The following is a 25,269-nucleotide window of genomic DNA, read 5'->3' as shown; positions in this document are numbered from 1 at the left end:
AAGCAAAAACAAATTGGAGGAATTTTGATGAATTATCTTGCTATCGACATTGGCGCTTCAAGTGGTCGTTTGATCCATGCCAATCTTAATGAATTAGGCCGTTTTGACTTACAGGAAGTCCATCGCTTCAAAAATGGATTTGAAAAAATCGATGGTGTCGCAAAGTGGCCGCTCACACATCTAGTCACTGAAATCTTAAAAGGTTTGGAAAAAGCCAAGCAACAAGGTATCGCAGAATGTTATGTCGGCATCGATACTTGGGGTGTCGATTATGGCTTACTTGATGTTGATGGTCATTTGATCGACGCCCCGACGAGCTATCGTGATGAGCGAACGAAAGATGCCATCCCACGATTTGAACAAAAAATGCCTCTGGATGAACTTTATCAAAAAACAGGTATCCAACTGCAACCCTTCAACACGGTGTTTCAATTACTTGTTGAAGAAAAAGAAACTTTAACAAATGCCCATCGCTTGTTATTGATGCCTGATCTACTCGGTTACCTCTTCACTGGAGAAGCAGTCACCGAAAAGACTAATGCGTCTACTATGCAGCTTCTGAACTTAGAAACTCGGAAATGGGACTCAGATATTTTAGCTGTTCTAGGCATCGACGCTTCGCTTTTCCCACGAATCACCGAGCCTGGACAGATTCTAGGTGAATTGCAAACAGCCCAATTCCCGACCTATGATCTGCCAAAAGCGACCTTTATCACGATTGCTTCTCACGACACTGCTTCAGCAGTTGTCGGCACACCCGCGACTGGTAAAGAGTGGGCATACATCAGTTCAGGCACTTGGTCGTTGATGGGTGTAGAGATTCCTGAAGGCATTTCAACAAAAGAAGCATTTGACGCTAACTTTACAAATGAATGGGGTGTGCAAGGAACCATTCGCTTCTTAAAAAATATCATGGGTATGTGGTTGATCCAAGAAGTTGCTCGTTTGCAAGATGGTGCCTATAGTTTTGCTGAATTGGCAGAACTGGCAGCACAGGAAGCGCCTTTCCAACAATTGATCAATGTCAACGACCCACGTTTCTTGAATCCCCAAAATATGATTCAAGAATTACAAGATTATTGTAAAGAAACAAACCAATCTATCCCTCAAACCCCTGGTCAGCTGGTGCGCTGTATCTATGACAATTTAGCTCTATGCTACGCTGTCGAACTAGAGAACTTAGCACGGATCACCGGAAAAGAATTTCATCATTTACACATCGTCGGTGGGGGTTCAAACAATACCTTCCTTAATCAGCTGACAGCCGATATTTGCAATATCGAAGTCGAAGCAGGACCGGATGAAGCGACCGCTATTGGGAATCTAATGGTCCAAATGATTGCGACGAATGGCTACGGTACGTTGCAACTGGCGCGTGAAGCGATCAGAGATTCTGTTTCATTAACCACTTTTCACCCTCGACATACCGAGGAAATGACACAAGCACTTGCTAGATATAAAGAATTTTTAATATAAAAGGAGAGATTCAATATGATGAATGTCAAAGAACGTTATGAAGAAGCCAAAGCAAAATATGCGAGTATCGGTGTCGATACCGAGGAGGTCTTGCAGAAACTCGCAGAAGTGAAGATTTCAATGCATTGTTGGCAAGGCGATGATGTCAAAGGATTTTTGACACCAGATGGAGAACTGACTGGCGGCATCATGGCTACAGGAAACTATCCTGGAGCCGCACATACGCCGGACCAATTACGCCAAGATTTAGAAAAAGCTTTCTCATTGATTCCTGGTAATCATAAATTGAATTTACATGCCATGTATCTAGATACAGACGAACCGGTCGATTTAAATGAGATCGAGCCAAAACATTTCGAGAAATGGGTCGCATGGGCAAAAGAACAAGGGATCGGTCTTGATTTCAACCCAACCTTCTTCTCTCACCCAATGATGAAAGATGGCTTGACACTTGCTCATCCAGACAAAGAAGTACGGGATTACTGGATCGAACATGGGAAACGCGCTCGTAAAATCGCCGAGTATATGGGAAAAGAAATCGGACAAACATGTATCGATAATTTTTGGATGCCTGATGGAATGAAAGACAATCCAATCGACCGCCTATCTCCACGCCAACGGTTGATGGAATCTTTAGATGAGATTTTCTCAGAAGATCTCAACGAAGAATATACACAAGATGCCGTAGAATCCAAACTATTCGGACTTGGTGCCGAAGCTTACACAGTAGGTTCACACGAATTTTATATGGGCTATGGATTGACACGTAACAAATTGATTTGCCTAGACGCAGGACACTTCCATCCAACTGAAGTCATCTCCAACAAACTTTCGTCTTTAGCCTTATTCTCAAAAGGGATCATGCTTCACGTCTCTCGTCCTGTGCGTTGGGATTCAGACCATGTTGTGATCATGGATGATGAATTACAAGAAATCGGCAAAGAATTAGTCCGCAATGACTTACTCGGAAAAACAGCGATCGGTCTCGACTTCTTCGATGCCACCATCAACCGGATCGCCGCTTGGGCAATCGGCACAAGAAATACGCAAAAGGCATTGTTAAAAGCCATGCTTGAACCAATCGAAGAATTAAAAGAAGCCGAACTAAACTTCGACTTCACCAAACGCTTAGCCTTCACTGAAGAATTAAAAGACTTCCCATACGCCGACGTTTGGAATTACTTCTGTGAAATCAACAACGTCCCAGTAGGCATGGACTGGTACCAAGAAGTCCTACAATATGAAAAAGACGTACAAAGTAAGAGGTTGTGAAAGAAGCGTTCAGCACTAAGGCATAAGACAGGAAAATCGAAAATGGCTGTTTCATTTTTGATTTTTCTGGCTTATGACCGAAGTGTTGCTTCTTGAACACCGTTTATCACAGGTCGTGAAAGAAGCGCTCTGACCTGAGCAGTAAGATAGAAAATCGAAAATGGCTGGTTCATTTTTGATTTTTCTGGCTTATGACCGAAGTGTTGCTTCATGAACACTATCTATCAAGTTGTAAAAAAGCCCCTCACCTATCAACAGAAGCTTTCGAGAATCCGTCTAACTGATTTTGAGGTTCTTTCTGTTGATTTACAAAATAACCACATACTACATGTTCTTTCTATTCATCAGAAAAAGAAAAGAGGTCTCACTCGTGAAAAAATTAGCGATGCTCACTGCTCCATTTGTACAAGAGATGATTCAAGCAACAACCAATATGTACCGCCTAGGATGGGATGAACGTAATGGTGGGAATATCACCTATTTATTAGAAGAAGCGCAAGTCTTACCTTTTATCGACCCTACGAAAGTTTTACGAACACTGCCGTTGCCATTTGATGCCCAAGAATTAGCCGGAAGGTATTTCTTAGTGACAGGGTCTGGAAAATATTTTAAAAATGTACAGGCAGAGCCAGAAGAAAATCTTGGACTGATCCGTGTGACTGGAGATGGTCATGCGATCGACATTTTATGGGGATTAAGCCCTGATGCTGTTCCGACTTCTGAGTTACCAAGTCATTTCATGAGCCATATCGCTCGATTAAGTGTCGATCCAGATAACCGCATCGTCATGCATTGTCACGCAACACACTTGTTAGCCATGACTTTTAGTCATCCACTTTCTGAACGCGAATTGACTCGTACATTATGGCAAATGTGTACAGAGTGCTTAGTTGTCTTTCCAGAAGGCATTTCGGTCATTCCATGGTTAGTTCCTGGTTCGAATGAAATCGGCGAAGCAACTGCTGCAAAAATGAAAGAAACCCGTTTAGTCGTTTGGCCACAACATGGGATCTATGGTTCTGGAAAAAACATGGATGAAACATTTGGTTTGATTGAAACAGCTGAAAAAGCTGCCCAAGTCTATACGATCGTCATGGCACAAGGTGGCATCAAGCAGACGCTAGAAGATGATAATTTGAAATTACTGGCTGATGCGTTTGGGGTTGTCCCACGTGCTGGCTATTTGAACGATTAACAATCGTGAGGTGCGAAATGAAATCCAATGTCGAAAAAATGATTGCTGGTGAGGTCTATCGTCAAGATGAAGAATTATTGCAGCTTCGTTTGGTCACGAGAGATCTCCTTTATGAATTCAATCATATCCATCCTCGAAAATTATCTGAACGTCAGCAATTGATCAAAAAAATGTTCAAGCAAACTGGGGACAAACTCTTTGTTGAACAACCCTTTCATTGCGACTATGGAATCAACATCACCGTTGGAGAAAACTTTTTAGCCAATAATAATTGCACGTTACTTGATGTTGCTCCGATCACGATTGGTAAGGATGTCTTACTTGCTCCAAATGTGGGGATCTACACAGCCGGCCATGCCTTAGATCCTGTTTTACGACAAGAGTACCAAGCAGAATTTGGGGCACCTGTTAGGATCGGCGACAACGTCTGGATCGGTGCAAATACATCCATACTGCCCGGGGTGACAATCGGTGATCATGTAGTGATTGGGGCAGGAAGTGTCGTCACGAAGGATATTCCAGCTAATTCTTTAGCAGTAGGAAATCCTTGCCGTGTGGTGCGGACATTCAATAAAAAAGATCGCACCTATTATTTCAAAAAACTGCGTTATCCACCAGAATATATAATTTCTGAAACCGACCTACCTAAAGGAGAGTAAACCAAATGGCAAATCGAATGATTTTAAATGAAACATCCTATCATGGAAAAGGGGCTATTGCAGCTATCCCAACGGAATTTCATGCCAGAAATTTCAAAAAAGCAGTGGTGATCACTGATAAAGAGCTGCATAAAATCGGTGTCGTAGCAAAAGTCACCACCTTATTAGATGAGGCAGAGATTGCTTATGAAATCTACGACGGTATCGTACCTAATCCAACGATCGAGAATGTCAAAGAGGGCGTGACTTTCGTTCAAGAAGCAAAAGCGGATGTGATCCTGGCAATTGGCGGAGGTTCGCCGATCGACACAGCCAAAGCCATTGGAATCATCGTAACGAATCCAGAGTTTTCTGATGTCCGTAGTCTAGAAGGTGTGGCAGATACAAAACATCCAAGCTTGCCGATCTTAGCTGTTCCGACGACTTCTGGTACGGCGGCTGAAGTCACGATCAACTATGTGATCACCGACAAAGAGCGTTCTCGTAAATTTGTATGTGTTGATCCCCATGATATTCCAATCGTCGCCTTTGTTGACAGTGATTTGATGATGGGCATGCCGAAAGCCTTGTGTGCGGCAACTGGGATGGATGCGATGACACATGCTATCGAGGGATTGATCACGAAAGGTGCATGGGAAATGAGTGATATGTTCCATCTCAAAGCCATTGAGATCATCGGTCGTAGTTTAGCCGATTCCGTGAATGGTGATCCAAAAGGCCGAGAGGATATGGCTTTAGGACAATATCTTGCAGGGATGGGTTTTTCAAATGTTGGTTTAGGTCTTGTCCATGGAATGGCGCATCCATTATCCGCATGGTATGACATCCCCCACGGCGTCGCTTGCGCTGCCTTATTACCAACCGTCATGAAATACAATAAAGAGTTTACAGGCAATAAATATCGAGAAATCGCGAAGGCGCTGAACATCAAAGACGCAGAATCTCGTTCCATCGAGGACATTCGTGATGCCGCTTGCGAAGCGATTGATGCTTTGTCGAAAAAAGTTGGCATCCCTGCGACGATCTCCGAACTAGGTGTCAAAGAAGCGGATATTGCAAAAATTGCTGAAGATGCGTTCCAAGATGTCTGTACCCCAGGAAATCCAAGAGAAACGAACGTGTCAGAGATCATCGACATCTATCAAAGCTTGATGTAACTTTGTTGTATCTCTTGTTATTACACTTTGACTTATAAAATAAAAAACGGTTCTCCTGGTTTGTGAACAACGACCAAGAGAACCATTTATTTTATTTTTATATACAAAATCTACTTTATTAAACCATCAACGTGTACATACCTACTGCGACGATTGCCCCAACCATTGGTCCTGCAATCGGTACCCATGAATAACCCCAGTCAGAACCACCTTTATTAGCGATTGGTAAAATCGCATGAGCGATACGTGGACCTAAGTCACGAGCTGGATTGATCGCATATCCTGTTGAACCACCTAGTGATAACCCGATAGCTAAAATCAATCCTCCAACAGCAAAGACATTTGTTCCGCCAGCAAATTCTGTTTGACCAAATGCCAATAGTCCTAAGACTAAAACGAACGTACCGATCAACTCTGTAATAAAGTTAGCAGGATAGTTGCGGATGGCTGGTCCAGTCGCAAAGGTTCCTAAGATTGCCCCTTGATCCTTTGTTGCTGACCAATGTGGCAAATAAGATAACCAAACAAGTACCGCACCGACGATCGCACCTAGTAATTGCGCGATGATGAATGGGAAAACTAAATTCCAACCGATCGCACCTGTCATTGCCATCCCAAGTGTTACCGCAGGATTTAAATGAGCGGGTCCCATGAATCCCGAAATAAATACTGCCATCGTAACAGCCATTGCCCAACCAAATGCAATGACGATCCAACCGGAGGCTTGCGCTTTACTTTTGTTTAAATTCACTGCTGCACATACGCCGTCCCCTAAAAGGATCAAAATCATCGTTCCAATAAATTCTCCCATGATTTGGGTCATGTCTGCATTCATTTTATTTTTCTCCTTTCAGGTCACGTAAGTCTGACTCAGCGATCAGTTGCTCTAAATGTTGCGTTTCACGTTCTTTTTCTTCATCTGTCCATTCAAAGTATGCAGCAATCGCATCAATGATCGGTTGTTTGATGGCATCTAACTGATCTCTTTCAAAAAGTAGATGGTTGGTACGGCGAATCAAATAGTCACCTGGAACTAAGACCATTTCGTTTTCTAAACCGTAACGCAAACGTGCAGATTCTGCCAAAGTCAATCCTGGATAAGGACTCATTTCTTTCGCTAATTCAAAGATGTGTTTCGCATTTGTTCCGTAGAAATCTGCGATATATGCAGCATCTTTTTCATCAAGACCTGCTTCCACACCGATTTTTGTATATTCTTCGACCATTTCTTCTTGTTTCGTCGGATCAAAATCGCCACCTGAGATCGAATAAGTCTTGGAATCAATCTCTTTTACAGTTACACCATACTCTTCTTGTAACAGTTGACGGATCAATTTCATCGCGCCTTCTGCCATTTTGCGATAATCGGTGATTTTACCACCAGATAAAGTAACTAGTCCATCTGGTTCACGTTCTAATGAACTACCGCGAGAAACAGTTGATGGTGCTTTTTCATCACGACTACTTTCTAAATGATTCAACACATCTTCGACTTCTACTCGTGATACCTTGCTTTCTTTATAATCCGTCACCGTATCAACAACTTTACGGAAACTTTTATCTGAGATCGAACCGTTGTCACCACCGTTGTAGTCAGAACCGGCATTGCCGATCAATAACGGACGTAATCCTGCCCAACTTGATTCGATATCAGCCAAAGTGATATTTGCTTCTGGATAACGATGATTGATCACATCTAGTAAGTAATCCACATCTTCCTGTGTTACTTGTGGGTCTGTAAAATCGCCTTGGTAATCGGTATCTGTTGTCCCAAAATACGTTTTGTTTTCACGAGGAATCGCAAAGACCATCCGACCATCTTGTTTTCCTGTATCGAAATAAGTAGGCTGTGGCACAGGCAGTTTCTTCGCGTCTACTACTAAATGGACGCCTTTTGTCGGACGCATTTTTGGTGAGATCGCACGCTTGAAGTTCAGGTTACGGATCTTGTCCACCCATGGTCCACTTGTGTTGATCACTACTTTTGCTCGGATCTCAATGACTTCATCACTTAACAAATCACGCGCTTTGACTCCGATGATCTGGTCACCTTCATAGATAAAACCGGTAGCTTTCATTTTGCTGACCAGATATGCTCCGTCTTCTGCCGCTTTTTTGATATTATCGATCACTAAACGGGAATCATTATTCCGGAAATCCAAGTAAACACCGGCACCTGTTAAGCCATCTTTTTTAAGAAACGGCTCACGTTCAAGAACTTCTTCAGGTGTCAACGTATAGTTTTCATACTTCGTTCCAGTTACTTTTGCTAATTTATCATAAAGATCCATCGCTACTTTTACAGAAAACATATTGAAGGTCGTTGCGCCTTCTCCTTCATAAATCGGCAATAACATCGGATCTGGTTTAGGGATATGCGGTGCCACTTGTTGTACCACTGCACGTTCGCCTACTGTATCTGCTACCACTTCAACGTCAAACGTTTTTAGATAACGAATCCCCCCATGAACTAACTTGGTTGAGCGTGAAGACGTTCCTTCCGCAAAATCCTGCATTTCGATCAAACCGGTTTTAATACCTGAAGCAGCTGCTTGGATTGCTACACCTGCACCAGTGATTCCGCCCCCAATAATCAAAAGATCTAATTCTTCTTGTTTCATGTGGTCAATGTTATCTTGTCTTGTTTTTTTTGAAAACATCTTGTGTTCCCTCCCTTTACTCAAATGCTTGAGTTGCTTTCACTGCTTTTTTCCAACCAGTGTAAAGTTTTTCTCTACGCTCTTCTGGCATTTCCGCCTCGAAGATTTTACCAGCTTCGTAAAACTCACGAATTTCATCCGTATCTTTCCAATAACCAACTGCTAATCCTGCAAGAAAGGCAGCACCTAATGCAGTGGTCTCCAAGTTACCGGCACGTTGGATCGGTACATTCAAGATATCGGTTTGGAACTGCATCAAGTATTCATTATTGGCTGCACCTCCATCAACTTTTAACACAGGAATCTGAATGCCTGTATCATCTTGCATCGTATCGATGATATCTCTAACTTGGTAGGCAATGGATTGTAGTGTCGCCTTGATGATATCCTCTTTTGTTGTTCCTCGAGTAAGACCAAACATAGAGCCACGTGCTGCTTGATCCCAGTAAGGAGCGCCAAGTCCAACAAAAGCAGGTACGACGTAAACTTCGTCATCACTAGTCGAACGCTTCGCTGCATCTTCTGAATCACTCGCTTTTTGTAGCATTTGCAGACCATCACGTAACCATTGGATCGAGGAACCGGCTACGAAGATACTACCTTCTAGCGCATAGTAAACCTTTCCATTTATTCCGTAACCAATCGTCGTCAACAGATTGTTTTTAGATAATTGTGGTTTTTCACCTGTGTTCATCACAATAAATGAACCTGTACCATACGTATTTTTGACCATCCCTGGCTCAAAAGCCATTTGACCGAATAAGGCTGCTTGTTGGTCTCCTGCCATACCAGAAATCGGTGCTTCACTACCATAGAAATGGTACCCTTGTGTATAACCGTAAACCTCCGAATTTGAGGTTACTTTCGGTAACATCACTCGTGGAATATTCAGTAGATCTAAAATTTCTTGATCCCAATCCAATTCATGGATATTGAACAACATTGTACGACTCGCATTCGAGTAATCGGTTACATGTGCTTGTCCATCTGTCAACTTCCAAACAAGCCATGAATCGATCGTTCCAAACATCAACTCGCCTTTTTCTGCTCGCTCTTGTGCACCTTCTACATGGTCTAAGATCCAGCGAATCTTAGTAGCAGAGAAATACGCATCAATGACTAAACCAGTTTTTTCATGGAAAAACTCTTGGTGTCCGTCTTCTTTTAATTTGTTAGCAATACTAGCGGATTGACGCGATTGCCACACTACAGCATGATAAATCGGGCGTCCTGTATCTTTTTCCCAAATCACTGTTGTTTCACGTTGGTTCGTGATACCGATACCGGCGATTTGTGTTGGCTTGATACCAGATTCAATAAACGCACCTGCGATAACTGATTGTACGGAGTTCCAGATTTCATTCGCATCATGTTCTACCCAGCTTTCCCGGGGAAAATATTGTGTGAATTCCTTTTGGGAACTACCGATGTGTCTTCCTTTTTTATCAAAGATAATCGCTCGTGAGCTTGTTGTCCCTTGGTCAATCGCCATGATATACGTTGATTCTGTCATTATGATCTCCTCCATTTTTGCAAACGCTTTCTTTAACTACTTTTATGGTACACCTATTTAAGGAGTAGAAACTGCCAAAAAAATAGCAATTCACTTTTTTTTTGACAGTTTTTTAATTTTTGGCTTTTTTTTCTTGCTCGATTTTTTGCTTTAACCTTAAAATATCATAACTTGAAGCAAACTCCGATAGATAATAGTACTCTTGACCTTTTTTATCCTGATTGAAGGTGATCACAAAATCATAACTTTTTTCTTGTTGGACTTCTTCGATCACGATCCCGCTGATCCCCTTTAACTCTCGAATCAAGAACTGTTGGAAAGCAACTCGATAGATCGGTAAGGAGTGTAGATCAATGCCAATAACCACAGATTTTTCAATATAGAAATCGATCATCATCAAAATATTCGCGTATTGACTCATCAGATTATCCAAAACTTGATTGGTCAATTTTTTCATAGGAAGCTGTTCGACTGTCGTTTTTTTCAATCGTTCAAGTAATTGAGTCAACGAATCACCCAACATGCGTTGTTGTTGGATGAGTAAGTGTGGCGGATCATAGATGGTTAAATAGCCAGAAAAAAAGTATAACTCATTATTGATTTGTGCCAAGTGATACCCAATTGTTTTCTCTTCCTTGATTTTTAGACGCCTTGGTCGATAATGCCACAGCATGGTTTCTCGAATATACGTATCCAACACCGCTGTAGGTAACTTTTTGCTACGAGTCAACTCGTATTGATAAAATGTCTCTTCCTCCAGTACCGAGAAAGTAACGAGAAAACTATAAAACATCATCGACTCATACGCCGTCACATCAGCTGCTGTTCGACTAAGATATAAGGAAATCATCGGATGGATGGTCTGGTACAGTTGATCCTCTTGGTATATTTCTTTTTTCTCTTTTGTACCAGAAAACTTCATCTTATCTGACAGTAACCTTTTCCGTGTAATACCGATCCATGTCGCAATTTTTGACGATGATTGTGGGGAAAAGGTTGTATTCAACACGTGCGCCAATCCTACTATCAACGGACGCTTATCTGGAGTATCTTGTAAATACTGTGGTCTTTGTGACTCTGGGAAAAATTGAAATAAGGAATAATAAAAATAACGGATCTGGAGCTCTTCTCCTTGGATTTGTCCATTCTTTATCTGTAGAGAGAACTCTTTCAATAGCTGATTCAATTCTTTGGTTTTTCTAAAGACAGAGGATTCACTGATTGTAAAAGCTGTTGCCAAACGAACACTTGAAGCTTGTTGGTGTTCAAGAAGATATGTCAAGATCTGATATTTCACGCTTTGTTGTACCAAAAAAAGCATGATTTTTTCTAAACTCGTATGCTCATCTAATTCAAGGACGACTTGGAATTCATTTTTTCGGACAGAAATCTTTGTTTTCATCATACGACCGATCAATTCAAGGTCTTCGATATATTGGTCGAAGGCAGATTTTGATAATTTCACAGAGGATCGCAACTCATTGATTGAAGCGGAACCACCTTCTAATACAAGCATTCGTAAAATCTCAATTTGGGTTTGCTCTTTTTTTTCTAAAAATTCTTCAATCTTCATCGAAAGAATCAACCACCTTTACAAGAGCTGTTGGCGCTCGATACTCTGGTTGAAAGAAGAATTCGCGCGCTTCCAGATCTGCGAGTGTCCATCCTTCCTCAACTGCTACAGTCAGTCGGTCTAAAAGATAGAAAATCACTGCTTGGCTATGACATTGCGCCCCCAGCAATTTTCCTTCTTCCGTCAATAGCACTTTTATTTTGATTGATTCTTGATTTGTCGCAGAAGCTCTGGTCGTTAATAATTGTGTGTTGATTTTTCCAGGATAAAAGATACTTTCGCTTTCTGTTAAACCGACACTGCCAAAATAATGCCCGAACCAATGATTACCGATTGGTCGATACGTACCTAAATCTTTCTTTTGTTGCCCACTGATATTTTTACTCGCGATCTTCGCCGTTCGAATCGCATTGTTAACTAAAGATACGTACATTTTTTCTTGCGTTGGTCGATAAGTTACTTGGATGGCATCACCGATCGCATAAATATTTTCCTGTGACGTTTGCAGGTAGTCATTTACCCAGATCGTCCCATCATCATTCAATTGCAAAGACGCTTCCCATAACTGATTATCTGGACGGGTGTAATTTGCCAACAAGACTAGATCATACGTCTCACTTCTTTTTTCCGTGAAGATCTCTGTTTGTTCTGTTTCAATGATTTCTTGCACTTGTTCGTTTAAGAAAAAACGAATACCTCGATTGTCCAGCTCACGATACAACGGCTTGATCATCTCTGGATCAAAATAGCGGAATAAAACCGTCGATTGGCTTTCATACAGATGGAGTTCTTTTCCTAAGTTCGCTAATCCTTCGATGAGTTCCAAGCCAACTTGCCCTGCACCGATCACTGCGATTTTTTTTGCATTTCCAATACGTTGTTGAAATTGTTGCGAAGTTTTAGGATCTTTGATTGTCCAAATCGTGTCGTTTTCTTGTGTACTAAAACGGAAGCGTTGTTGTGAGCCTGTCGCAATCACAAGAAAATCGAAAGACAATATTTCCCCATCATTTAATTGGATTTGGTTTTTATCGCTGTTTAGCGCAGTCACTTCTGTTTCTACCCGTACTGCTATCTGATGTTCTTGAGTCAATTGCTCTTTCGTCATCCAATAATGATGCGCTTCTTCATGAAATTCCCCTTTTAAGATCAAATTGACACTATTCGGAATAAAGCCTATCCGCGCTTGCTTCTCAATAATGATTATCTCACTTTCTGGACAGTCGTTGCGCAAAGAAATAGCTGTCTGAATGCCCGCAAATGAGCCACCGACGATTACGATCCTCATATGTTATTCTCCTCTTTTTCATCTGTTATCCTTAGAGTATCATTTCTTAGAAAACGTTTCAATCAGTAAAGGGCATCGTAGTGGACGCGCGCTGGAAATAAGCAGACAATCCCGTTCACTAAGCCACGCTATTGAGCTAGACGAACGAAAAAAATCAGTTGAAACATCGAAGATAAAAACACAAGGAGCACTCGAAATTTGTTGGTTTTCGAATGTCCCTTGTGTTTTTGTGCGTATAAACTGCCTGACTTATGCCACGCTTTCTGATCTTAGCTTTAGATTTTATAGCCAATGCCCCAAACCGTTTTAATATAGGAAGACTGCTTGTGCGTGTCATGCATTTTTTCTCTTAAATTTCGAATGTGGACCATGATAGTATTATTGGAGGAAGTATAATATTTTTCGCCCCAAATTTCTTGAAACATTTCTTCAGAGCTAATGACTTGTCCCTGTCGTTCCATCAATAATTTTAAGATGGAAAATTCGATTGGTGTCAGAAAAAGCTCTTCTTCCTGTAAAAAACATTTTCGTTTATCAACATCTAATACCAAATCTTTAACGATCAATTTGTGTTTATCAAATCCATTGTACTGAGTGGATCGCCGAATCTGGGCCTTCACTCGGGCAATTACTTCTAATGGGCGAAAGGGCTTCGTAATATAATCGTCTGCGCCAATCGTCAATCCTGTGATCTTATCGATTTCCTCGGTTTTTGCGGTCAATATGATGATCGGATAGTTATGATTTTTTCGGATTTCTTTACAAAGTTCGAACCCCGAGATGTCCGGTAGCATCACGTCAAGAATTGCCAGTGAAAATGTATTTTGTTCAATTTGTGTTTGAGCAGATTTCCCATCAGAGCAAGTCGTTACTAAAAAATTCTCGTTCTGCAAATAAAAGAGAATTAGGTCTGAAATTTCTTTTTCATCTTCAACTAAAAGTATTTTTTCCAATCGTATCGACCGTCCTTTTCAACTTAGTTGCTTTCTGAACCCTTCATTTTTGCATTACCCAAAGGCAAAGTAACAAACATCTGGATCTCATTATTTTTGCTGGCAGCTTGAATGGTTCCTTGATGAGCCAGAATGATTTCTTTGGCGATCGCTAGACCTAGTCCCGCACCGCCGGTTTTTGTTGAACGGGCTTGATCAAGGCGATAAAACTTTTCAAATAATGCTTCTAGCTGCTCTTGTTCGATGGGCTCACTTTGATTGGCAAGAATAAAGGTTGCTTGGTGCTCAGAAACCGATAGTTCCATTGTGATCATTGTATGTTCAGGTGCGTAGGCGATCGCGTTTTTCAACAGATTATTCAATACTCTGGCTAACTGTTCACTATCAGCTTCAATTTTCAAGCTTTCCGGTCCGATATACCGAACCTCTTGTCCTTTTTCTTTCAGCAACGGGTAAAATTCTTCCTGGATTTGTTTTAATAAGAACACAAAATCAAGTTCTCGTTTAAACAATTGGATATCTTGAAGATTGAATCGAGTAATATCGAAAAATTCATTCATCAGTGTTTCCAACCGTTCAGACTTTTCAAGAGCGATAGTCAGAGACTGAGTCATTTGTTCGTTCGTTAAGTTCTTTGTATCCAATAATAAGTTGAGGTAGCCGATCACGGAGGCTAAAGGTGTCTTCAAGTCGTGAGCCAAATAAGTGATCAAGTCCTTTGTTCGTTGAGTTTCTTCCTTTAGGAGGGTTTCATTTCGGTTCATCGTATTTTTTATTTTTAACAATTCATTATCGATTGGCATACTTCTAGTCGAAGCTTCCGTAGACCCAGAGAAAAAAGGCTGAATGCCTTCAGCGATTTGTGTAATCTTTTTTCTTGAGTAGTAGCGATAGATAAAATAGTTGATTAAGGAAACGATAAAAATAAGAAAGAGAGAGAATGCTAATAGGAGTTGCTTGATCATCGTCCAATCAACAAAATTGCCAATAATCGTCCCCCCTTCCCCGTCACTCGTTCCAACAACTTCTTGCATGACAAATTTTGAAAAAAAATCGTCGATGACCATGTGAATGATTCTTGTCTCCTTTATTAGCCAAACGATTCCTAATAATAAGCAGATGCCTAAAAAAGAAAAAACGAAGCGAGGATGTTTAATATGCATGAAAAGTTCCTTTCAAATAAATAGTCTTCATTCATTCTAGATTATAACAAAGCGAGGATACAACGAATAGAGAATATCTCTTAAGAAATCTTCAGAATATATTAAGAGAATCATTCAAAACGTTTGTAGGTGAAGTGCTTAAATAAAGGTAGTCATCCAATTAACCGATGAGGAAGGTGAGAGGTTTGAGAAAACATAAAAAAAATTTTAAAAAAGCCATCATGGTCACTGGTGCTCTACTGGTTATCGGGAGTATAGCTGGGGCAAGTACTTTAAGGCGTGATCGCCGAGAAGCCCCATCTATCACGCGTGTATCTTTACAAGATCTGCAACCTAGAAATGACTTTCACTTGGTGGGGGTCATTGAACCGGCGAGAACCATTGAAGTGAAGGTAGATAGCGGGCGAGGCTCAGTCGTCGAAAAAAAAGTTGCGGCGGGAGATCAAGTGAAAGCCGGACAAGCACTGTTTGTTTATTCTAATCCTGAAGGATCTTTAGCTATTAAGGAAGCAGAGCAAACCACTGCAAACCGTAGGAGTGCAGTAGAACAAGCCCAGCGACAAACAAACCAGAAATGGGAACAATACAACAAGGTAACTACTCAATTGGAAGAGACCAAACAAAAAATCACTACCGCAAAGGATGAAGATAAAGAAGCACTAGAAGACCGCAAAAATGAATTAGAAATGCAACAAAGTCAACTATTGATGGAAGCTCAAAATTCAGAGAATAGTATAGGCGATGCAACCTTAGAACTAGAACGAGCAGAATTGGAGTTGAACTCCGTCAAAGAACAACATGGTTCAGATGTCGTGGAGGCTGGTATTGACGGAATCGTCAAAGATATTGATGAACGACAAATGAATATGAGTGCGAGTGAAGCAGCCCCAGAGTCCCCTTTTATGACTATCGTTGACACAAGCCGTCTGTTTTTAAAAGGAACCGTAGATGAATTCCGTCGCAGTCAGCTGGAACCGGGACAAAAAGTTCAACTAAAGGATCGCAATGGCGGTAGTCAGCAATGGACTGGACAGATCACACGAGTTGGTGATATGAAAGAACCTTCAGTAGTTGTGGAAGAACAAGGTGCAAACCCAAATTTATCCCAATTCAGCTTTGAAGTCGCTTTGGATAAAAGTGAAACCCCACCAAGCATTGGTACTCATTGTTTCGTGGAACTGATCGAAGACAACCAAACGGAAATCAAACTGCCAAAATCATTCGTTTTCTATGAAGAAGACAAGCCTTTCATTTATGTTGTTGAAAATCATAAAATCAGCAAAAAACAAGTAGAGTTGTCCGAAGATGAAATGGATGAAGCAATGTATTTGCTAGAAAGTGAGCTAGACTTGGACAGCGAGCTTGTCTTTCCCACAAATGATGTCAAAGTAGGAATGGATGTGAGAACAAATGATCCAACTAATTGATGTCTGTAAAACGTTCCAACAAGGGCTTGGTGAAATCCATGTCTTGAATCAAATCAATCTAACAATTGACAATGGGGAGTTTGTTTCTATTATGGGACGATCAGGTTCCGGCAAATCAACCTTGATGAATATTATCGGCTGCTTAGATACACCGACAAAAGGAATCTATCTAATTGATGGCAAGATAACCAGTCAAATGGACGAAGACGATCTTTCTGAAATTCGCAATCAAAAAATTGGTTTTGTTTTTCAAAATTTTGAACTATTGCCAAAATTGTCCGTTTTACAAAATGTTGCTTTACCACTTTTGTATGCCGGTGTCATGCAAGAGGAACGAACATGTCGAGCTATTCATGCCTTAGAAAGTGTCGGTTTGGCTGACCGAATCGATTTTAGGATCAATCAATTATCTGGTGGTCAAAAACAGCGGGTAGCCATTGCTCGAGCACTGGTTGGAGAGGCAAATGTGATTTTAGCTGATGAACCGACCGGCTCCTTAGACACTGCCAATAGTCATGAAATCATGTCCCTATTCGCAAATCTAAATGATATGGGAAAGACAGTTGTGTTGATTACACATGAACAAGAGGTTGCTGACTATGCCAAACGTCAAATTCTTTTAAAAGATGGTGTGATTGTTGAGGAGGTCAAAGAATGAAAGAAAATATTCGGTTAGCGATTCAATCGATTTACCAGCATCGTTTACGCTCCCTGTTGACGATGTTAGGAATCATTGTTGGGATTGCTTCAATCATTTCTATTGTGAGTATTATCAATGGAAATACTGAAAATATGAAAAAGCAGATGATTGGCGGTTCTACTAATTCAATGCGTATCGAATATGACGCCAGAAGTGCCTTTCTTGCCGGAGAAAATGGTAGAAATGATCGGCTGCCTGACTATTCTCCTCAGATATCAGATGGTGAACTCCAAAAATTACTGACTATCGATCATGCCAAGAATGTCAGCTTATTCTATGAAGCTAATTTGCCGGTCTTTCAAAGAGAGCGACAGACCGATGCCGTAGTATTAGGAATGGATGGAAGTTTCTTTGAAATCACGCCTCATAAGGTTCTTAAAGGTAGAGCAATGACTGAAACCGAATTACAATCACAAAAACAAGTCGCTCTGATCACAGCTGACTTGGCAGAGATTTTTTTTCAGTATCGCAACCCTTTAAATCAACTGATTGAGATTAATGGAACACCTTTTCGAATCATCGGTATCGTAGAGTCTGAAACGGATCAACTTTCAGGGAAATATGCTTTCATTCCTAGAAATAGCCAACGTCTAGTTGAAGGGAAACTTGATCAAAAGCCAACGGTATTGTTTCAGGCTACGAATGCAGAAGTGTTAGAATCAGCTGTCGTTCAGGCTAGCCATGAACTGACAAAAAGCATCCCACCATCAGATTTTGTTTTTTCCATTCGAAATTATGATGAAGTAAAGAAGATGACTGATGATATCAATCGTTCAAATATGATTTTATTGGGCGGAATTGCCAGTATTTCCTTGTTAGTCGGTGGGATCGGAGTCATGAATACGATGCTGGTCAGCGTGACAGAGCGAACTAGAGAGATTGGCTTAAAGAAGGCATTAGGCGCCAAGCGAAAAGTGATTTTGCGACAATTCCTGACAGAAGCAATCGTCTTATCAGTAATTGGTGGATTGATTGGTATAATTTTAGGCACGATCATCAGTCTGGTCGCCCTGAATCTGCTCAATTACCCACTGACGATATCTCTGCTTTCTATTTTGATCAGTGTTACTTTTTCGATGCTGATTGGTACTATTTTTGGTTATTTACCCGCCTATAAAGCGTCAAAATTAAAACCAATCGAAGCATTACGATATGAATAAACAGGAAGGTGTTTTTATGAAAAAAAGAATGTTATCCATTCTCTTCTTAGCGATAGTATTGACTGGCTGTGGTGCTACCACCAACCAGTCACAGGTGAACAATGACAACGTCCCCACCAATGCACAAATCACTCCCCCACAAAAACAAACCGAAACGAGTCAAAGTGGCGATGATGAGCAAAACTACAACGAGCAAACAGATTTTGATCGTGCCAATGATTTACTTGATCAAGCAGATGAGTCTGGGATTCTTGTGTCTATGAATGGTGATCAATTTGAACTAGAGATCACAAAATTTTATCAAAAAAATGAAGATGAAGAATCCTATGACATGGCCGTTTCCTCTGACGAAAAATTAAGCTTTACTATTACCAGTGAGACTGAGATTACAGTTGTTATTTATGATGCACAAACTCAAAACTCTCGAATCGTTGAAGGCTCAAGAGCAGACTTACAGCTTGAAAGATCCGTCAATCTTTATGGTCAACAAGTTGGCGATACCTTTATTGCCACCAAAGTCATCGTCATGCAAGTCCATTAGATAGCTAGAAAAGCTGGTTGATTAGAAAAAAAAACTAAATGTACCACCCTTATACTTTAAAATCACACACCAATCTATCTAGATTGATACTTCGATCCTATCCAATTGTTTGGAGAATGATATGATCCTAGTTTTCTAAGTTTTTCAACAAAAAAAGTGCGGGTAGAAAACAAGACTGTTTTCTACCCGCACTAAGTATTAAAGAACTACTTTTTAGAAACACTACAAGCTTCTATGCTCTCTTTTTGAATGCATCAGCATATCATTTACTGTTTTGCTTGATCAATGGAGATATTATGCAGATTTTCAACTAAGGTTCGATGTTCACGAGGTCCGGTTGACTCTGGTGCTTGATCGAGCTGTTCAATCAAATTTAATTCTTCTTCTGTTAATCGGAAATCAAAAATGGCGATATTTTGCTTCATACGATCCACATGGACAGACTTAGGGATCGTGATGATCCCTAGTTGTGTTTGCCAACGTAGGATGATTTGTGGGACAGTTTTATGATATTTTTCAGCTAATTCTTTTAAAACTGGTTCATCAAAGATCCCATCTTTTCCTTGGTTAAAGGGACTCCATGCTTCAGTCACGACATCAAAATGCGTGGCTGTTTCTCTTTGTTGTTTTTGTTGACGGTATGGATGTTGTTCGATTTGGTTGATCACTGGCTTGATCCGATGATTCAAAATCAAATCAGTCAAACGACCTGTTGAAAAATTGGAGACTCCGATCGCCTTTACTTTGCCTGCATCATAGAGTTCTTCCATGGCACGCCATGCACCATAATAATCATTGTAAGGTTGATGGATCAAGAAAATATCAATATAGTCTACCCCTAATTTTTGTAAAGAACGTTCATACGCTTTGTATGCGCCCTCGTAAGAAGCATCAGTGACCCATAACTTGGTTGTAATAGTGATCTCTTCTCTTGGAATCCCACTTTTTTTGATTGCCCGACCAACGGCTTCTTCATTGTAATAAACAGCCGCAGTATCAATCAGGCGATAGCCAGCATTCAGCGCTTCTAAAACGACTTGCTCACATTCTTCTTGATCCCAGATTTGAAAGACACCAAATCCAAGTACAGGAATTGTCAATCCGTTGTTCAAGGTCCGTGTTTCCATCATTGATTTTCTCTCCAAACTCCACGTTATTTCGTCAATTCAGCAACGACTTTTTCTCCTAATAAATGTGCAGACTGTGGGTTTTGTCCTGTTAATAAACGCCCATCTGCATGAACCACTTCAGTAAAAGCTTTCCCTGCCTGATAATCGGCCCCTTTTTCCTTCAATGAATCTTCGGTCAGGAATGGTACGTTATTCGTTGTTCCGTTTAATTCCTCTTCTTCATTACTAAAGCCAGTCACTTTACGTCCAGCTAAAATGGACTGTCCGTTTTCATCAACGACAGGTAATAAGCCTACGACACCATGACAAACAGCTGATACGATCCCATTATTTTTGTAGATCGCAGAACCAATCTCTGCTAATTTTTCTGAGCCAGGGAAATCCCACATCGTTCCATGACCACCAGCATAATAAATCGCCGTATACTCTGTTGGGTCCACTTCATCCGGACGTAACGTTTGACCTAACGCACGATTACGAAAGTCTTCATCTTGGTAATAGGTCCAATCCACTTGGTCCATATCTAATATACTTTTTGGTTCCAATGGTACGTATCCGCCATTCGGGCTAACAAAATCAGCTTCGATCTTGTTTTTGACTAATACATCATAAAAATGAGTCAATTCACTTAACCATAAACCTGTTGGACGCTCGATATTGTCGTATTTTTCTACATTTGTCAAAACAATCAAAACTTTCATTTTTTCAGCTTCTTTCTTAGATATTGATGGTTGATCCATAGCGTTGATCAAGAAAATTATACAACGGACTTGGTAAATACAAGTCTTTGTATGCTTCAGAAAAAGGTTTCGTCACAAATTCAGCATCTCGACCTTCTAATAATTTGACCGCCCATTCTGGATCTACCAACATTTGTTGACCTACTGCTACGAGTTCCGCATGAGCTAACACAGACTCGACATCTTTGCGGTTACGGACATTACCGACACCTACTAACGGGATTTTCCCTTGAATCGTTTCGTGGACATATTCAAGAATTGATTTTTCGTTGTAGGTCTCAGAACGAGCCACACGATCATAGGTATTCAATGAAACATGCAGATAGTCTAATTTCGTTTCACGTAATTGTTCCATCAACCAAATCGTTTCTTCAAAACGGATACCTGGTGTTTCAAATTCTTCTGGTGAAAAACGATAGCCAACAATAAATGGTTTGGTTGCGTGTGTTTCAACTGCTTGGAAGACAGATTTCAATAATTCTTCAATAAAATGATAACGTTTCTCTAAAGAACCACCCCATTGATCTTCTCTACGGTTCGAATGAGGAGAAAAGAATTGTTGGATCAAGTAAGTATTCGCACCATGTAATTCTACTCCGTCAAATCCTGCTTCAATGGCTCTGCGTGTTGCTTCGCCAAATGCTTGGATCGTTTCACTAACTTCTTCATCACTTAATGCCCGAGGTGTTTCGGCATCTGGACGTTCTGCTGGAATCGCACTAGCAGATACTGTTTGTTCTCCTGATAATGTCGCACGGCTTGTCATACGACCGCCATGGAAGATCTGCACGATTGCCTTGGCGCCTTCGCCTTGAATGGCTTGTGCTAACTCGCTTAGACGAGGAAGCATTTCATCATGGGCGATACTCAATTCACCTGGCCAACCTTTACCGATGTCTTGCACATTTGCCGCACCAGTGATCACTGCTCCTAATCCTTTTGAGCGTTGTACATAGTATTCGATCTCGTCTTTTGTGATTACCCCATTAAAAAAGCTAAGTTCTGTAGTCATTGGTGATAGCATCAACCGATTTTTCAGCTCACTACCTGATGGAAATGTGATTGATTCATTGAATTTTGCCATTCTTCTTCCTCCAATATGACGAATGTCACTTATTTTTTCTCGTATTTATTTAACCATACGATTAGTTGTACATGCAACTGTTATGTTTAAAAAATTTTATTTTTTTTGTAATTTATTGGTCGCTTCATTCAGCTCTTGAGAAAGCCGCTCGCTCTCGGCAGCACCTAAAACAACTTTATATGCATGGTGCAACTCATCCCAACTACTGTCGATCTCTTTGACAAATTCACGACCTTCATCAGTTAAAAATACCAAAGATAACCGTCCTTCTGTAACCGTTTTGACATAGCCTTTATATTCTAATTTTTCTACGAAACGTGCAATCGTTGAAGGCGCTGAATACAACATCTGCGCGATATCTTTTTGAGGAATACCGTTTTTTTCTTTCAAAATCAGTAAGATAAATCCATAAGTAGGTGCAAGTCCCGTTTTCTTGAAGGCTTCATCAGCTAATTTATTCAATACTCGATCGAGCTTCTTCACACTAAAAAAAAGACATTCTTCTAACGAACGTTCAATTGATTTCCCCATTTTTACACCTCCTGTTAGCGTACATATCATAGTATGATTTAGTTGATTTGTCAAAGAGGAGGATAGCATTCATATGTACTTCAAATGATCACCTATAAAAATACAATGATATGTAGAAGCATCTATTCAGTTTTAGAATGTGTAAAATAACTAAGGGCAAATTTCCACTGTAGTGTCTAAACAGTCATATATCATGAAATGAGCAATTCAGTTTACGCACTTTAAAACAACCCACGCTCATAATGAGACCAGACGGAAAGAATTGTTACTATTTCCCTCTCAATGTCCACACTATAAACTAGTCTATGCTGAATGTTGATTCTTCTTGAGTAATACGGAATTCCTACTAGTTTTTCATACGGTGGCGGTGACTGAAAAGGATTCTTTCGAATGACCTTGAGTAATTCATCAAACTTTTTATGTAACCCTGCACTTTTAAGTTTAGTAAAATCTTTTTTTGCATTTTTTTTAATTTCTATAAGGTATCCCAATCAATCTCACCTAACTCTTCCGTTTCTTCCTCTTCGTAGTGCTTAATCTGATTAAGTACCCCTGTATTTTGTAAATACAGCGTTTCCTGAATTGCATTCCAATCTGCCTTACTAATAATTACTACACTTTCATCTTCACTTTTAGTATTGATAATTTCAACCGGTTGATTGTCCGCCACAACATGCTTAATCAAGCTATACAAATTATTTCGAGCCTTCGTTGGTGTAATTACTTCCATCTCTATTCACATCCTTCTTTATTATTATTAAGTATAACGTACATAAAAGCGTACGTCAACAAGCGTGAATTTATTGAATTTTGTCTTATACTTCTTGTTAATGTAGGCTTTATCCTTTGATTTAATTGACTGATCAAAAAGAAAGAAACATAGCTTTTTATACAATATTTTCCAGCCTATCTTAAAGAATGCAACAATAGGCTGGAAGATATTAGGAATCTTGCACACTTAAACCGAATGAACGATGTTCCAGAAATAACTACTAGTGAAATAAGCGTACATCTCAAAAATTCCAAGAACAATTTCTGGTATTTCACGCTTATTTCTCGGAGCTAAGCACTTCTATCACTCATTATCTAATTTTCACCACAAACGCTTCATAAGGACGTAATTCAACTTCTCCCATAGGTACTTCTCGATCATAGTTGGCAATGATCAGTTCCGTCGCTTCTTGCGGAATAATCAATTCATGCGTTTGCTCGGATAAGTTACAGACAATCAACCAGCGTTCTTCATTTAGTGTACGATAATAAGCAAAGACCTCAGCTGGCGTTTCTATCAACAATTCATAATCTCCCCAAACGATGATCTCATTGTGTTTGCGTAACTCGATCAAGCGTTTGTACGTATGGAAAATCGAAGAGGGATCTGCGACTGCTTGTTTCGCATTGATGGTTTTGTAGTTTGGATTGACGGATAGCCAAGGCGTTCCTGTCGTAAATCCACCATGTGCTGTTTCATCCCACTGCATTGGGGTACGCGCATTGTCACGCCCTTTGGCATTGATAGACTGCAAGATCTCTTCTTTACGATAGCCAGATGCGAAACGCTCATGATACATATTGATTGTTTCGATGTCTTGGGCTTCTGAAATGTCCTGGATTGGAGCATTCGTCATGCCTAGCTCTTCTCCTTGATAAATGTAAGGAGTACCTTTCATCATGTGTAGTAAAATAGCAAACATCTTTGCACTTTCCACGCGGTATTCTTGATCATTTCCCCAACGTGAAACGATTCTCGGTAAATCGTGGTTATTCCAAAATAAGCTATTCCAACCTTCATCACCTAATGCTGTCTGCCATTTGGACAAGACTTGTTTCAGTTCAGAGACATCTAAAGCTTTTAGATCCCATTTATCCTTGCCTGCTTGCTGATCCAAAGTCATATGTTCAAATTGGAAGATCATGGATAGCTCATTTCGTTTGGGGTCTGAGTAAAGCTTCGCGATTTCTGTCGTTGCCCCCCAAGTTTCTCCTACCGTCATCAAATCTTTATCACCGAAAGTTGCTTGATTCATTTCTTGTAAATATTCATGGAGTCGGGGACCATTATTGGTAATTTCTTGATCCGGTAATTTGCCGATCGTATCGATGACATCCATACGAAACCCACCAATTCCTTTGTCGATCCAAAAATTCATCATGTCATAAACTTCTTGTCTGACCAGCTCGTTCTCCCAATTCAAATCAGGTTGTTTCTTGCTGTATAGATGCAAATAATATTGACCTGTCGTTTCATCAAATTCCCAAGCCGGTCCACTAAAGATCGAACGTAGTGAATTAGTCACGTCACCATTTACTGGATCACGCCAAATATAATAATCTCGATATGGATTGTCTTTGCTTTTTCGTGATTCGATAAACCATGGATGTTCATCAGAAGTGTGGTTGACGACTAAATCCAAAATGATTTTGATGCCTGATTTCTTCGCTTCCTCAATCAGTTCGTCCATTTCAGCCATCGTCCCAAACTCAGCCATGATTGCTTCATAATCGCTGATGTCATAGCCATTATCATCATTTGGGGATTCATAGACAGGAGAAAGCCAAATCGTATCGATCCCTAGATAGGTTAAATAATCTAATCTTGAAATAATCCCTCTTAAATCACCGATTCCATCCCCATTGGTATCTTGAAAACTACGTGGATACACTTGATATACAACTGATTGATGCCACCATTTTTTCTCCATATGATCCTCCATTTGTTTTGTCCTATTCTTAAAGAATTGTAACGCTTACAAAAACAAGAGTAAACAGGCAGAAGAATGTTACCGATAACATTAAAATCTGGGGTTTAGAAATAAAAAAGAGCGTGGAGAAAGTTTCAATCAATGGATTAGCGCCTTAAAACAGAAACTATTGATTGGAATAAGTACAGATTGCTATCACCATGTCTGTTTAGGGTGTACCCTAGATAGACACTAGTATATCATTTGTAATTTTTATGTTTAATTGGCACAGTTTTTTCTAATTATTTGTCATATTCATAGTCAATAATAGCCATAAAAGCCACGAATTTTGGAGATAGATTGAGA

General features: G+C 40.3%; 23 protein-coding genes. 9 read left to right on the top strand and 14 right to left on the bottom strand.

Annotation, left to right across the window (positions count from 1 at the left end; all coding sequences use genetic code 11):
* Positions 1-27 precede the first annotated feature (27 nt).
* From rhaB to fucO, 5 genes are all read left to right on the top strand, one after another.
* Entirely contained in the window at positions 28-1,476 is a 1,449-nt protein-coding gene (rhaB, locus tag EM4838_RS00740) for a rhamnulokinase (RefSeq protein WP_071866590.1), read from the top strand.
* Positions 1,477-1,491: 15 nt separating this feature from the next.
* Positions 1,492-2,748 carry an L-rhamnose isomerase gene (gene rhaA / locus EM4838_RS00735; protein WP_066026605.1) on the top strand — a complete coding sequence of 419 codons (1,257 nt, stop codon included), beginning with the start codon at positions 1,492-1,494 and terminating at the stop codon, positions 2,746-2,748.
* A gap of 370 nt (positions 2,749-3,118) precedes the next feature.
* Positions 3,119-3,943: a rhamnulose-1-phosphate aldolase gene (gene rhaD / locus EM4838_RS00730; protein WP_071866589.1), complete on the top strand. Its 825-nt coding sequence runs from the start codon at positions 3,119-3,121 to the stop codon at positions 3,941-3,943.
* 17 nt (positions 3,944-3,960) lie between these two features.
* Positions 3,961-4,602 (top strand): sugar O-acetyltransferase, encoded by a 642-nt coding sequence (locus EM4838_RS00725; RefSeq protein WP_010736416.1) that lies wholly within the window; start codon positions 3,961-3,963, stop codon positions 4,600-4,602.
* Between the two features lie 5 nt (positions 4,603-4,607).
* Positions 4,608-5,759 (top strand): lactaldehyde reductase, encoded by a 1,152-nt coding sequence (fucO, locus tag EM4838_RS00720; RefSeq protein WP_071866588.1) that lies wholly within the window; start codon positions 4,608-4,610, stop codon positions 5,757-5,759.
* A 118-nt stretch (positions 5,760-5,877) separates the two neighbouring features.
* Here fucO and EM4838_RS00715 read toward each other — a convergent pair whose 3' ends face one another.
* The 7 genes from EM4838_RS00715 to EM4838_RS00685 form a co-directional block, all read right to left on the bottom strand.
* Entirely contained in the window at positions 5,878-6,594 is a 717-nt protein-coding gene (locus EM4838_RS00715; RefSeq protein WP_010736418.1) for an MIP/aquaporin family protein, read from the bottom strand.
* A 1-nt stretch (position 6,595) separates the two neighbouring features.
* Positions 6,596-8,419 (bottom strand): type 1 glycerol-3-phosphate oxidase, encoded by a 1,824-nt coding sequence (gene glpO / locus EM4838_RS00710; RefSeq protein WP_071866587.1) that lies wholly within the window; start codon positions 8,417-8,419, stop codon positions 6,596-6,598.
* A 16-nt stretch (positions 8,420-8,435) separates the two neighbouring features.
* Positions 8,436-9,932: a glycerol kinase GlpK gene (glpK, locus tag EM4838_RS00705; RefSeq protein WP_071866586.1), complete on the bottom strand. Its 1,497-nt coding sequence runs from the start codon at positions 9,930-9,932 to the stop codon at positions 8,436-8,438.
* Positions 9,933-10,044: 112 nt separating this feature from the next.
* On the bottom strand, positions 10,045-11,505 hold the full coding sequence (locus EM4838_RS00700; protein ID WP_071866585.1) for a helix-turn-helix domain-containing protein: 1,461 nt from the start codon (positions 11,503-11,505) through the stop codon (positions 10,045-10,047).
* Positions 11,495-12,793 (bottom strand): FAD-dependent oxidoreductase, encoded by a 1,299-nt coding sequence (locus EM4838_RS00695; protein WP_071866584.1) that lies wholly within the window; start codon positions 12,791-12,793, stop codon positions 11,495-11,497. The genes EM4838_RS00700 and EM4838_RS00695 overlap by 11 nt, the downstream gene beginning before the upstream one ends.
* Before the next feature lie 275 nt (positions 12,794-13,068).
* On the bottom strand, positions 13,069-13,746 hold the full coding sequence (locus EM4838_RS00690; protein ID WP_071866583.1) for a response regulator transcription factor: 678 nt from the start codon (positions 13,744-13,746) through the stop codon (positions 13,069-13,071).
* A 23-nt stretch (positions 13,747-13,769) separates the two neighbouring features.
* Positions 13,770-14,909: a sensor histidine kinase gene (locus EM4838_RS00685; RefSeq protein ID WP_071866582.1), complete on the bottom strand. Its 1,140-nt coding sequence runs from the start codon at positions 14,907-14,909 to the stop codon at positions 13,770-13,772.
* Between the two features lie 176 nt (positions 14,910-15,085).
* Between EM4838_RS00685 and EM4838_RS00680 the strand changes: the two genes are divergently transcribed.
* Genes EM4838_RS00680 through EM4838_RS00665 form a run of 4 tightly spaced genes read left to right on the top strand, consistent with a single transcriptional unit; the run spans position 15,086 to position 18,737 of the window.
* Complete coding sequence (locus EM4838_RS00680; RefSeq protein WP_233433756.1) at positions 15,086-16,336, top strand: efflux RND transporter periplasmic adaptor subunit; 1,251 nt, start codon at positions 15,086-15,088, stop codon at positions 16,334-16,336.
* A complete protein-coding gene (locus EM4838_RS00675; protein WP_071866580.1) occupies positions 16,320-16,994 on the top strand; it encodes an ABC transporter ATP-binding protein in 675 nt (224 codons plus the stop codon). Before EM4838_RS00680 ends, EM4838_RS00675 begins: the two co-directional genes overlap by 17 nt.
* Positions 16,991-18,196, top strand: a complete 1,206-nt coding sequence (locus EM4838_RS00670) for an ABC transporter permease (protein ID WP_071866579.1) — start codon at positions 16,991-16,993, stop codon at positions 18,194-18,196. The genes EM4838_RS00675 and EM4838_RS00670 overlap by 4 nt, the downstream gene beginning before the upstream one ends.
* A gap of 16 nt (positions 18,197-18,212) precedes the next feature.
* Complete coding sequence (locus EM4838_RS00665; protein ID WP_081367415.1) at positions 18,213-18,737, top strand: hypothetical protein; 525 nt, start codon at positions 18,213-18,215, stop codon at positions 18,735-18,737.
* A gap of 266 nt (positions 18,738-19,003) precedes the next feature.
* Here the strand turns inward: EM4838_RS00665 and EM4838_RS00660 are convergent, their stop codons facing one another.
* The 7 genes from EM4838_RS00660 to EM4838_RS00630 all read right to left on the bottom strand — a co-directional run bounded on the left by EM4838_RS00660 (position 19,004) and on the right by EM4838_RS00630 (position 24,924).
* Positions 19,004-19,864: an aldo/keto reductase gene (locus tag EM4838_RS00660; RefSeq protein ID WP_071866606.1), complete on the bottom strand. Its 861-nt coding sequence runs from the start codon at positions 19,862-19,864 to the stop codon at positions 19,004-19,006.
* Between the two features lie 26 nt (positions 19,865-19,890).
* Positions 19,891-20,568, bottom strand: coding sequence for a type 1 glutamine amidotransferase domain-containing protein (locus EM4838_RS00655; protein WP_019722542.1), 678 nt, complete (start codon positions 20,566-20,568; stop codon positions 19,891-19,893).
* Positions 20,569-20,584: 16 nt separating this feature from the next.
* On the bottom strand, positions 20,585-21,691 hold the full coding sequence (locus EM4838_RS00650; RefSeq protein WP_071866577.1) for an NADH-dependent flavin oxidoreductase: 1,107 nt from the start codon (positions 21,689-21,691) through the stop codon (positions 20,585-20,587).
* Positions 21,692-21,787: 96 nt separating this feature from the next.
* Positions 21,788-22,222, bottom strand: coding sequence for a MarR family winged helix-turn-helix transcriptional regulator (locus EM4838_RS00645; protein WP_010736432.1), 435 nt, complete (start codon positions 22,220-22,222; stop codon positions 21,788-21,790).
* Between the two features lie 221 nt (positions 22,223-22,443).
* Positions 22,444-22,713, bottom strand: coding sequence for a Txe/YoeB family addiction module toxin (locus EM4838_RS00640; RefSeq protein WP_071866576.1), 270 nt, complete (start codon positions 22,711-22,713; stop codon positions 22,444-22,446).
* A complete protein-coding gene (locus EM4838_RS00635) occupies positions 22,698-22,952 on the bottom strand; it encodes a type II toxin-antitoxin system Phd/YefM family antitoxin (RefSeq protein WP_071866575.1) in 255 nt (84 codons plus the stop codon). The genes EM4838_RS00640 and EM4838_RS00635 overlap by 16 nt, the downstream gene beginning before the upstream one ends.
* Before the next feature lie 352 nt (positions 22,953-23,304).
* A complete protein-coding gene (locus tag EM4838_RS00630) occupies positions 23,305-24,924 on the bottom strand; it encodes a glycoside hydrolase family 13 protein (protein WP_071866574.1) in 1,620 nt (539 codons plus the stop codon).
* Positions 24,925-25,269 lie beyond the last annotated feature (345 nt).

This window comes from Enterococcus mundtii (genome assembly GCF_002813755.1).
Lineage (GTDB): Bacteria > Bacillota > Bacilli > Lactobacillales > Enterococcaceae > Enterococcus_B > Enterococcus_B mundtii.
Note: the sequence above shows the minus strand (reverse complement) of the source record. Positions and strands in the feature narration are given on the sequence as shown.

Excerpts from the sequence above, each read along its gene's own strand:
- rhaB (WP_071866590.1), top strand. The coding sequence starts at position 28 with ATGAATTATCTTGCTATCGACATTGGCGCTTCAAGTGGTCGTTTGATC.
- rhaA (WP_066026605.1), top strand. The coding sequence starts at position 1,492 with ATGATGAATGTCAAAGAACGTTATGAAGAAGCCAAAGCAAAATATGCG.
- EM4838_RS00725 (WP_010736416.1), top strand. The coding sequence starts at position 3,961 with ATGAAATCCAATGTCGAAAAAATGATTGCTGGTGAGGTCTATCGTCAA.
- fucO (WP_071866588.1), top strand. The coding sequence starts at position 4,608 with ATGGCAAATCGAATGATTTTAAATGAAACATCCTATCATGGAAAAGGG.
- EM4838_RS00715 (WP_010736418.1), bottom strand. The coding sequence starts at position 6,594 with ATGAATGCAGACATGACCCAAATCATGGGAGAATTTATTGGAACGATG.
- glpO (WP_071866587.1), bottom strand. The coding sequence starts at position 8,419 with ATGTTTTCAAAAAAAACAAGACAAGATAACATTGACCACATGAAACAA.
- glpK (WP_071866586.1), bottom strand. The coding sequence starts at position 9,932 with ATGACAGAATCAACGTATATCATGGCGATTGACCAAGGGACAACAAGC.
- EM4838_RS00700 (WP_071866585.1), bottom strand. The coding sequence starts at position 11,505 with ATGAAGATTGAAGAATTTTTAGAAAAAAAAGAGCAAACCCAAATTGAG.
- EM4838_RS00695 (WP_071866584.1), bottom strand. The coding sequence starts at position 12,793 with ATGAGGATCGTAATCGTCGGTGGCTCATTTGCGGGCATTCAGACAGCT.
- EM4838_RS00685 (WP_071866582.1), bottom strand. The coding sequence starts at position 14,909 with ATGCATATTAAACATCCTCGCTTCGTTTTTTCTTTTTTAGGCATCTGC.
- EM4838_RS00675 (WP_071866580.1), top strand. The coding sequence starts at position 16,320 with ATGATCCAACTAATTGATGTCTGTAAAACGTTCCAACAAGGGCTTGGT.
- EM4838_RS00670 (WP_071866579.1), top strand. The coding sequence starts at position 16,991 with ATGAAAGAAAATATTCGGTTAGCGATTCAATCGATTTACCAGCATCGT.
- EM4838_RS00665 (WP_081367415.1), top strand. The coding sequence starts at position 18,213 with ATGAAAAAAAGAATGTTATCCATTCTCTTCTTAGCGATAGTATTGACT.
- EM4838_RS00660 (WP_071866606.1), bottom strand. The coding sequence starts at position 19,864 with ATGGAAACACGGACCTTGAACAACGGATTGACAATTCCTGTACTTGGA.
- EM4838_RS00655 (WP_019722542.1), bottom strand. The coding sequence starts at position 20,568 with ATGAAAGTTTTGATTGTTTTGACAAATGTAGAAAAATACGACAATATC.
- EM4838_RS00650 (WP_071866577.1), bottom strand. The coding sequence starts at position 21,691 with ATGGCAAAATTCAATGAATCAATCACATTTCCATCAGGTAGTGAGCTG.
- EM4838_RS00645 (WP_010736432.1), bottom strand. The coding sequence starts at position 22,222 with ATGGGGAAATCAATTGAACGTTCGTTAGAAGAATGTCTTTTTTTTAGT.
- EM4838_RS00635 (WP_071866575.1), bottom strand. The coding sequence starts at position 22,952 with ATGGAAGTAATTACACCAACGAAGGCTCGAAATAATTTGTATAGCTTG.
- EM4838_RS00630 (WP_071866574.1), bottom strand. The coding sequence starts at position 24,924 with ATGGAGAAAAAATGGTGGCATCAATCAGTTGTATATCAAGTGTATCCA.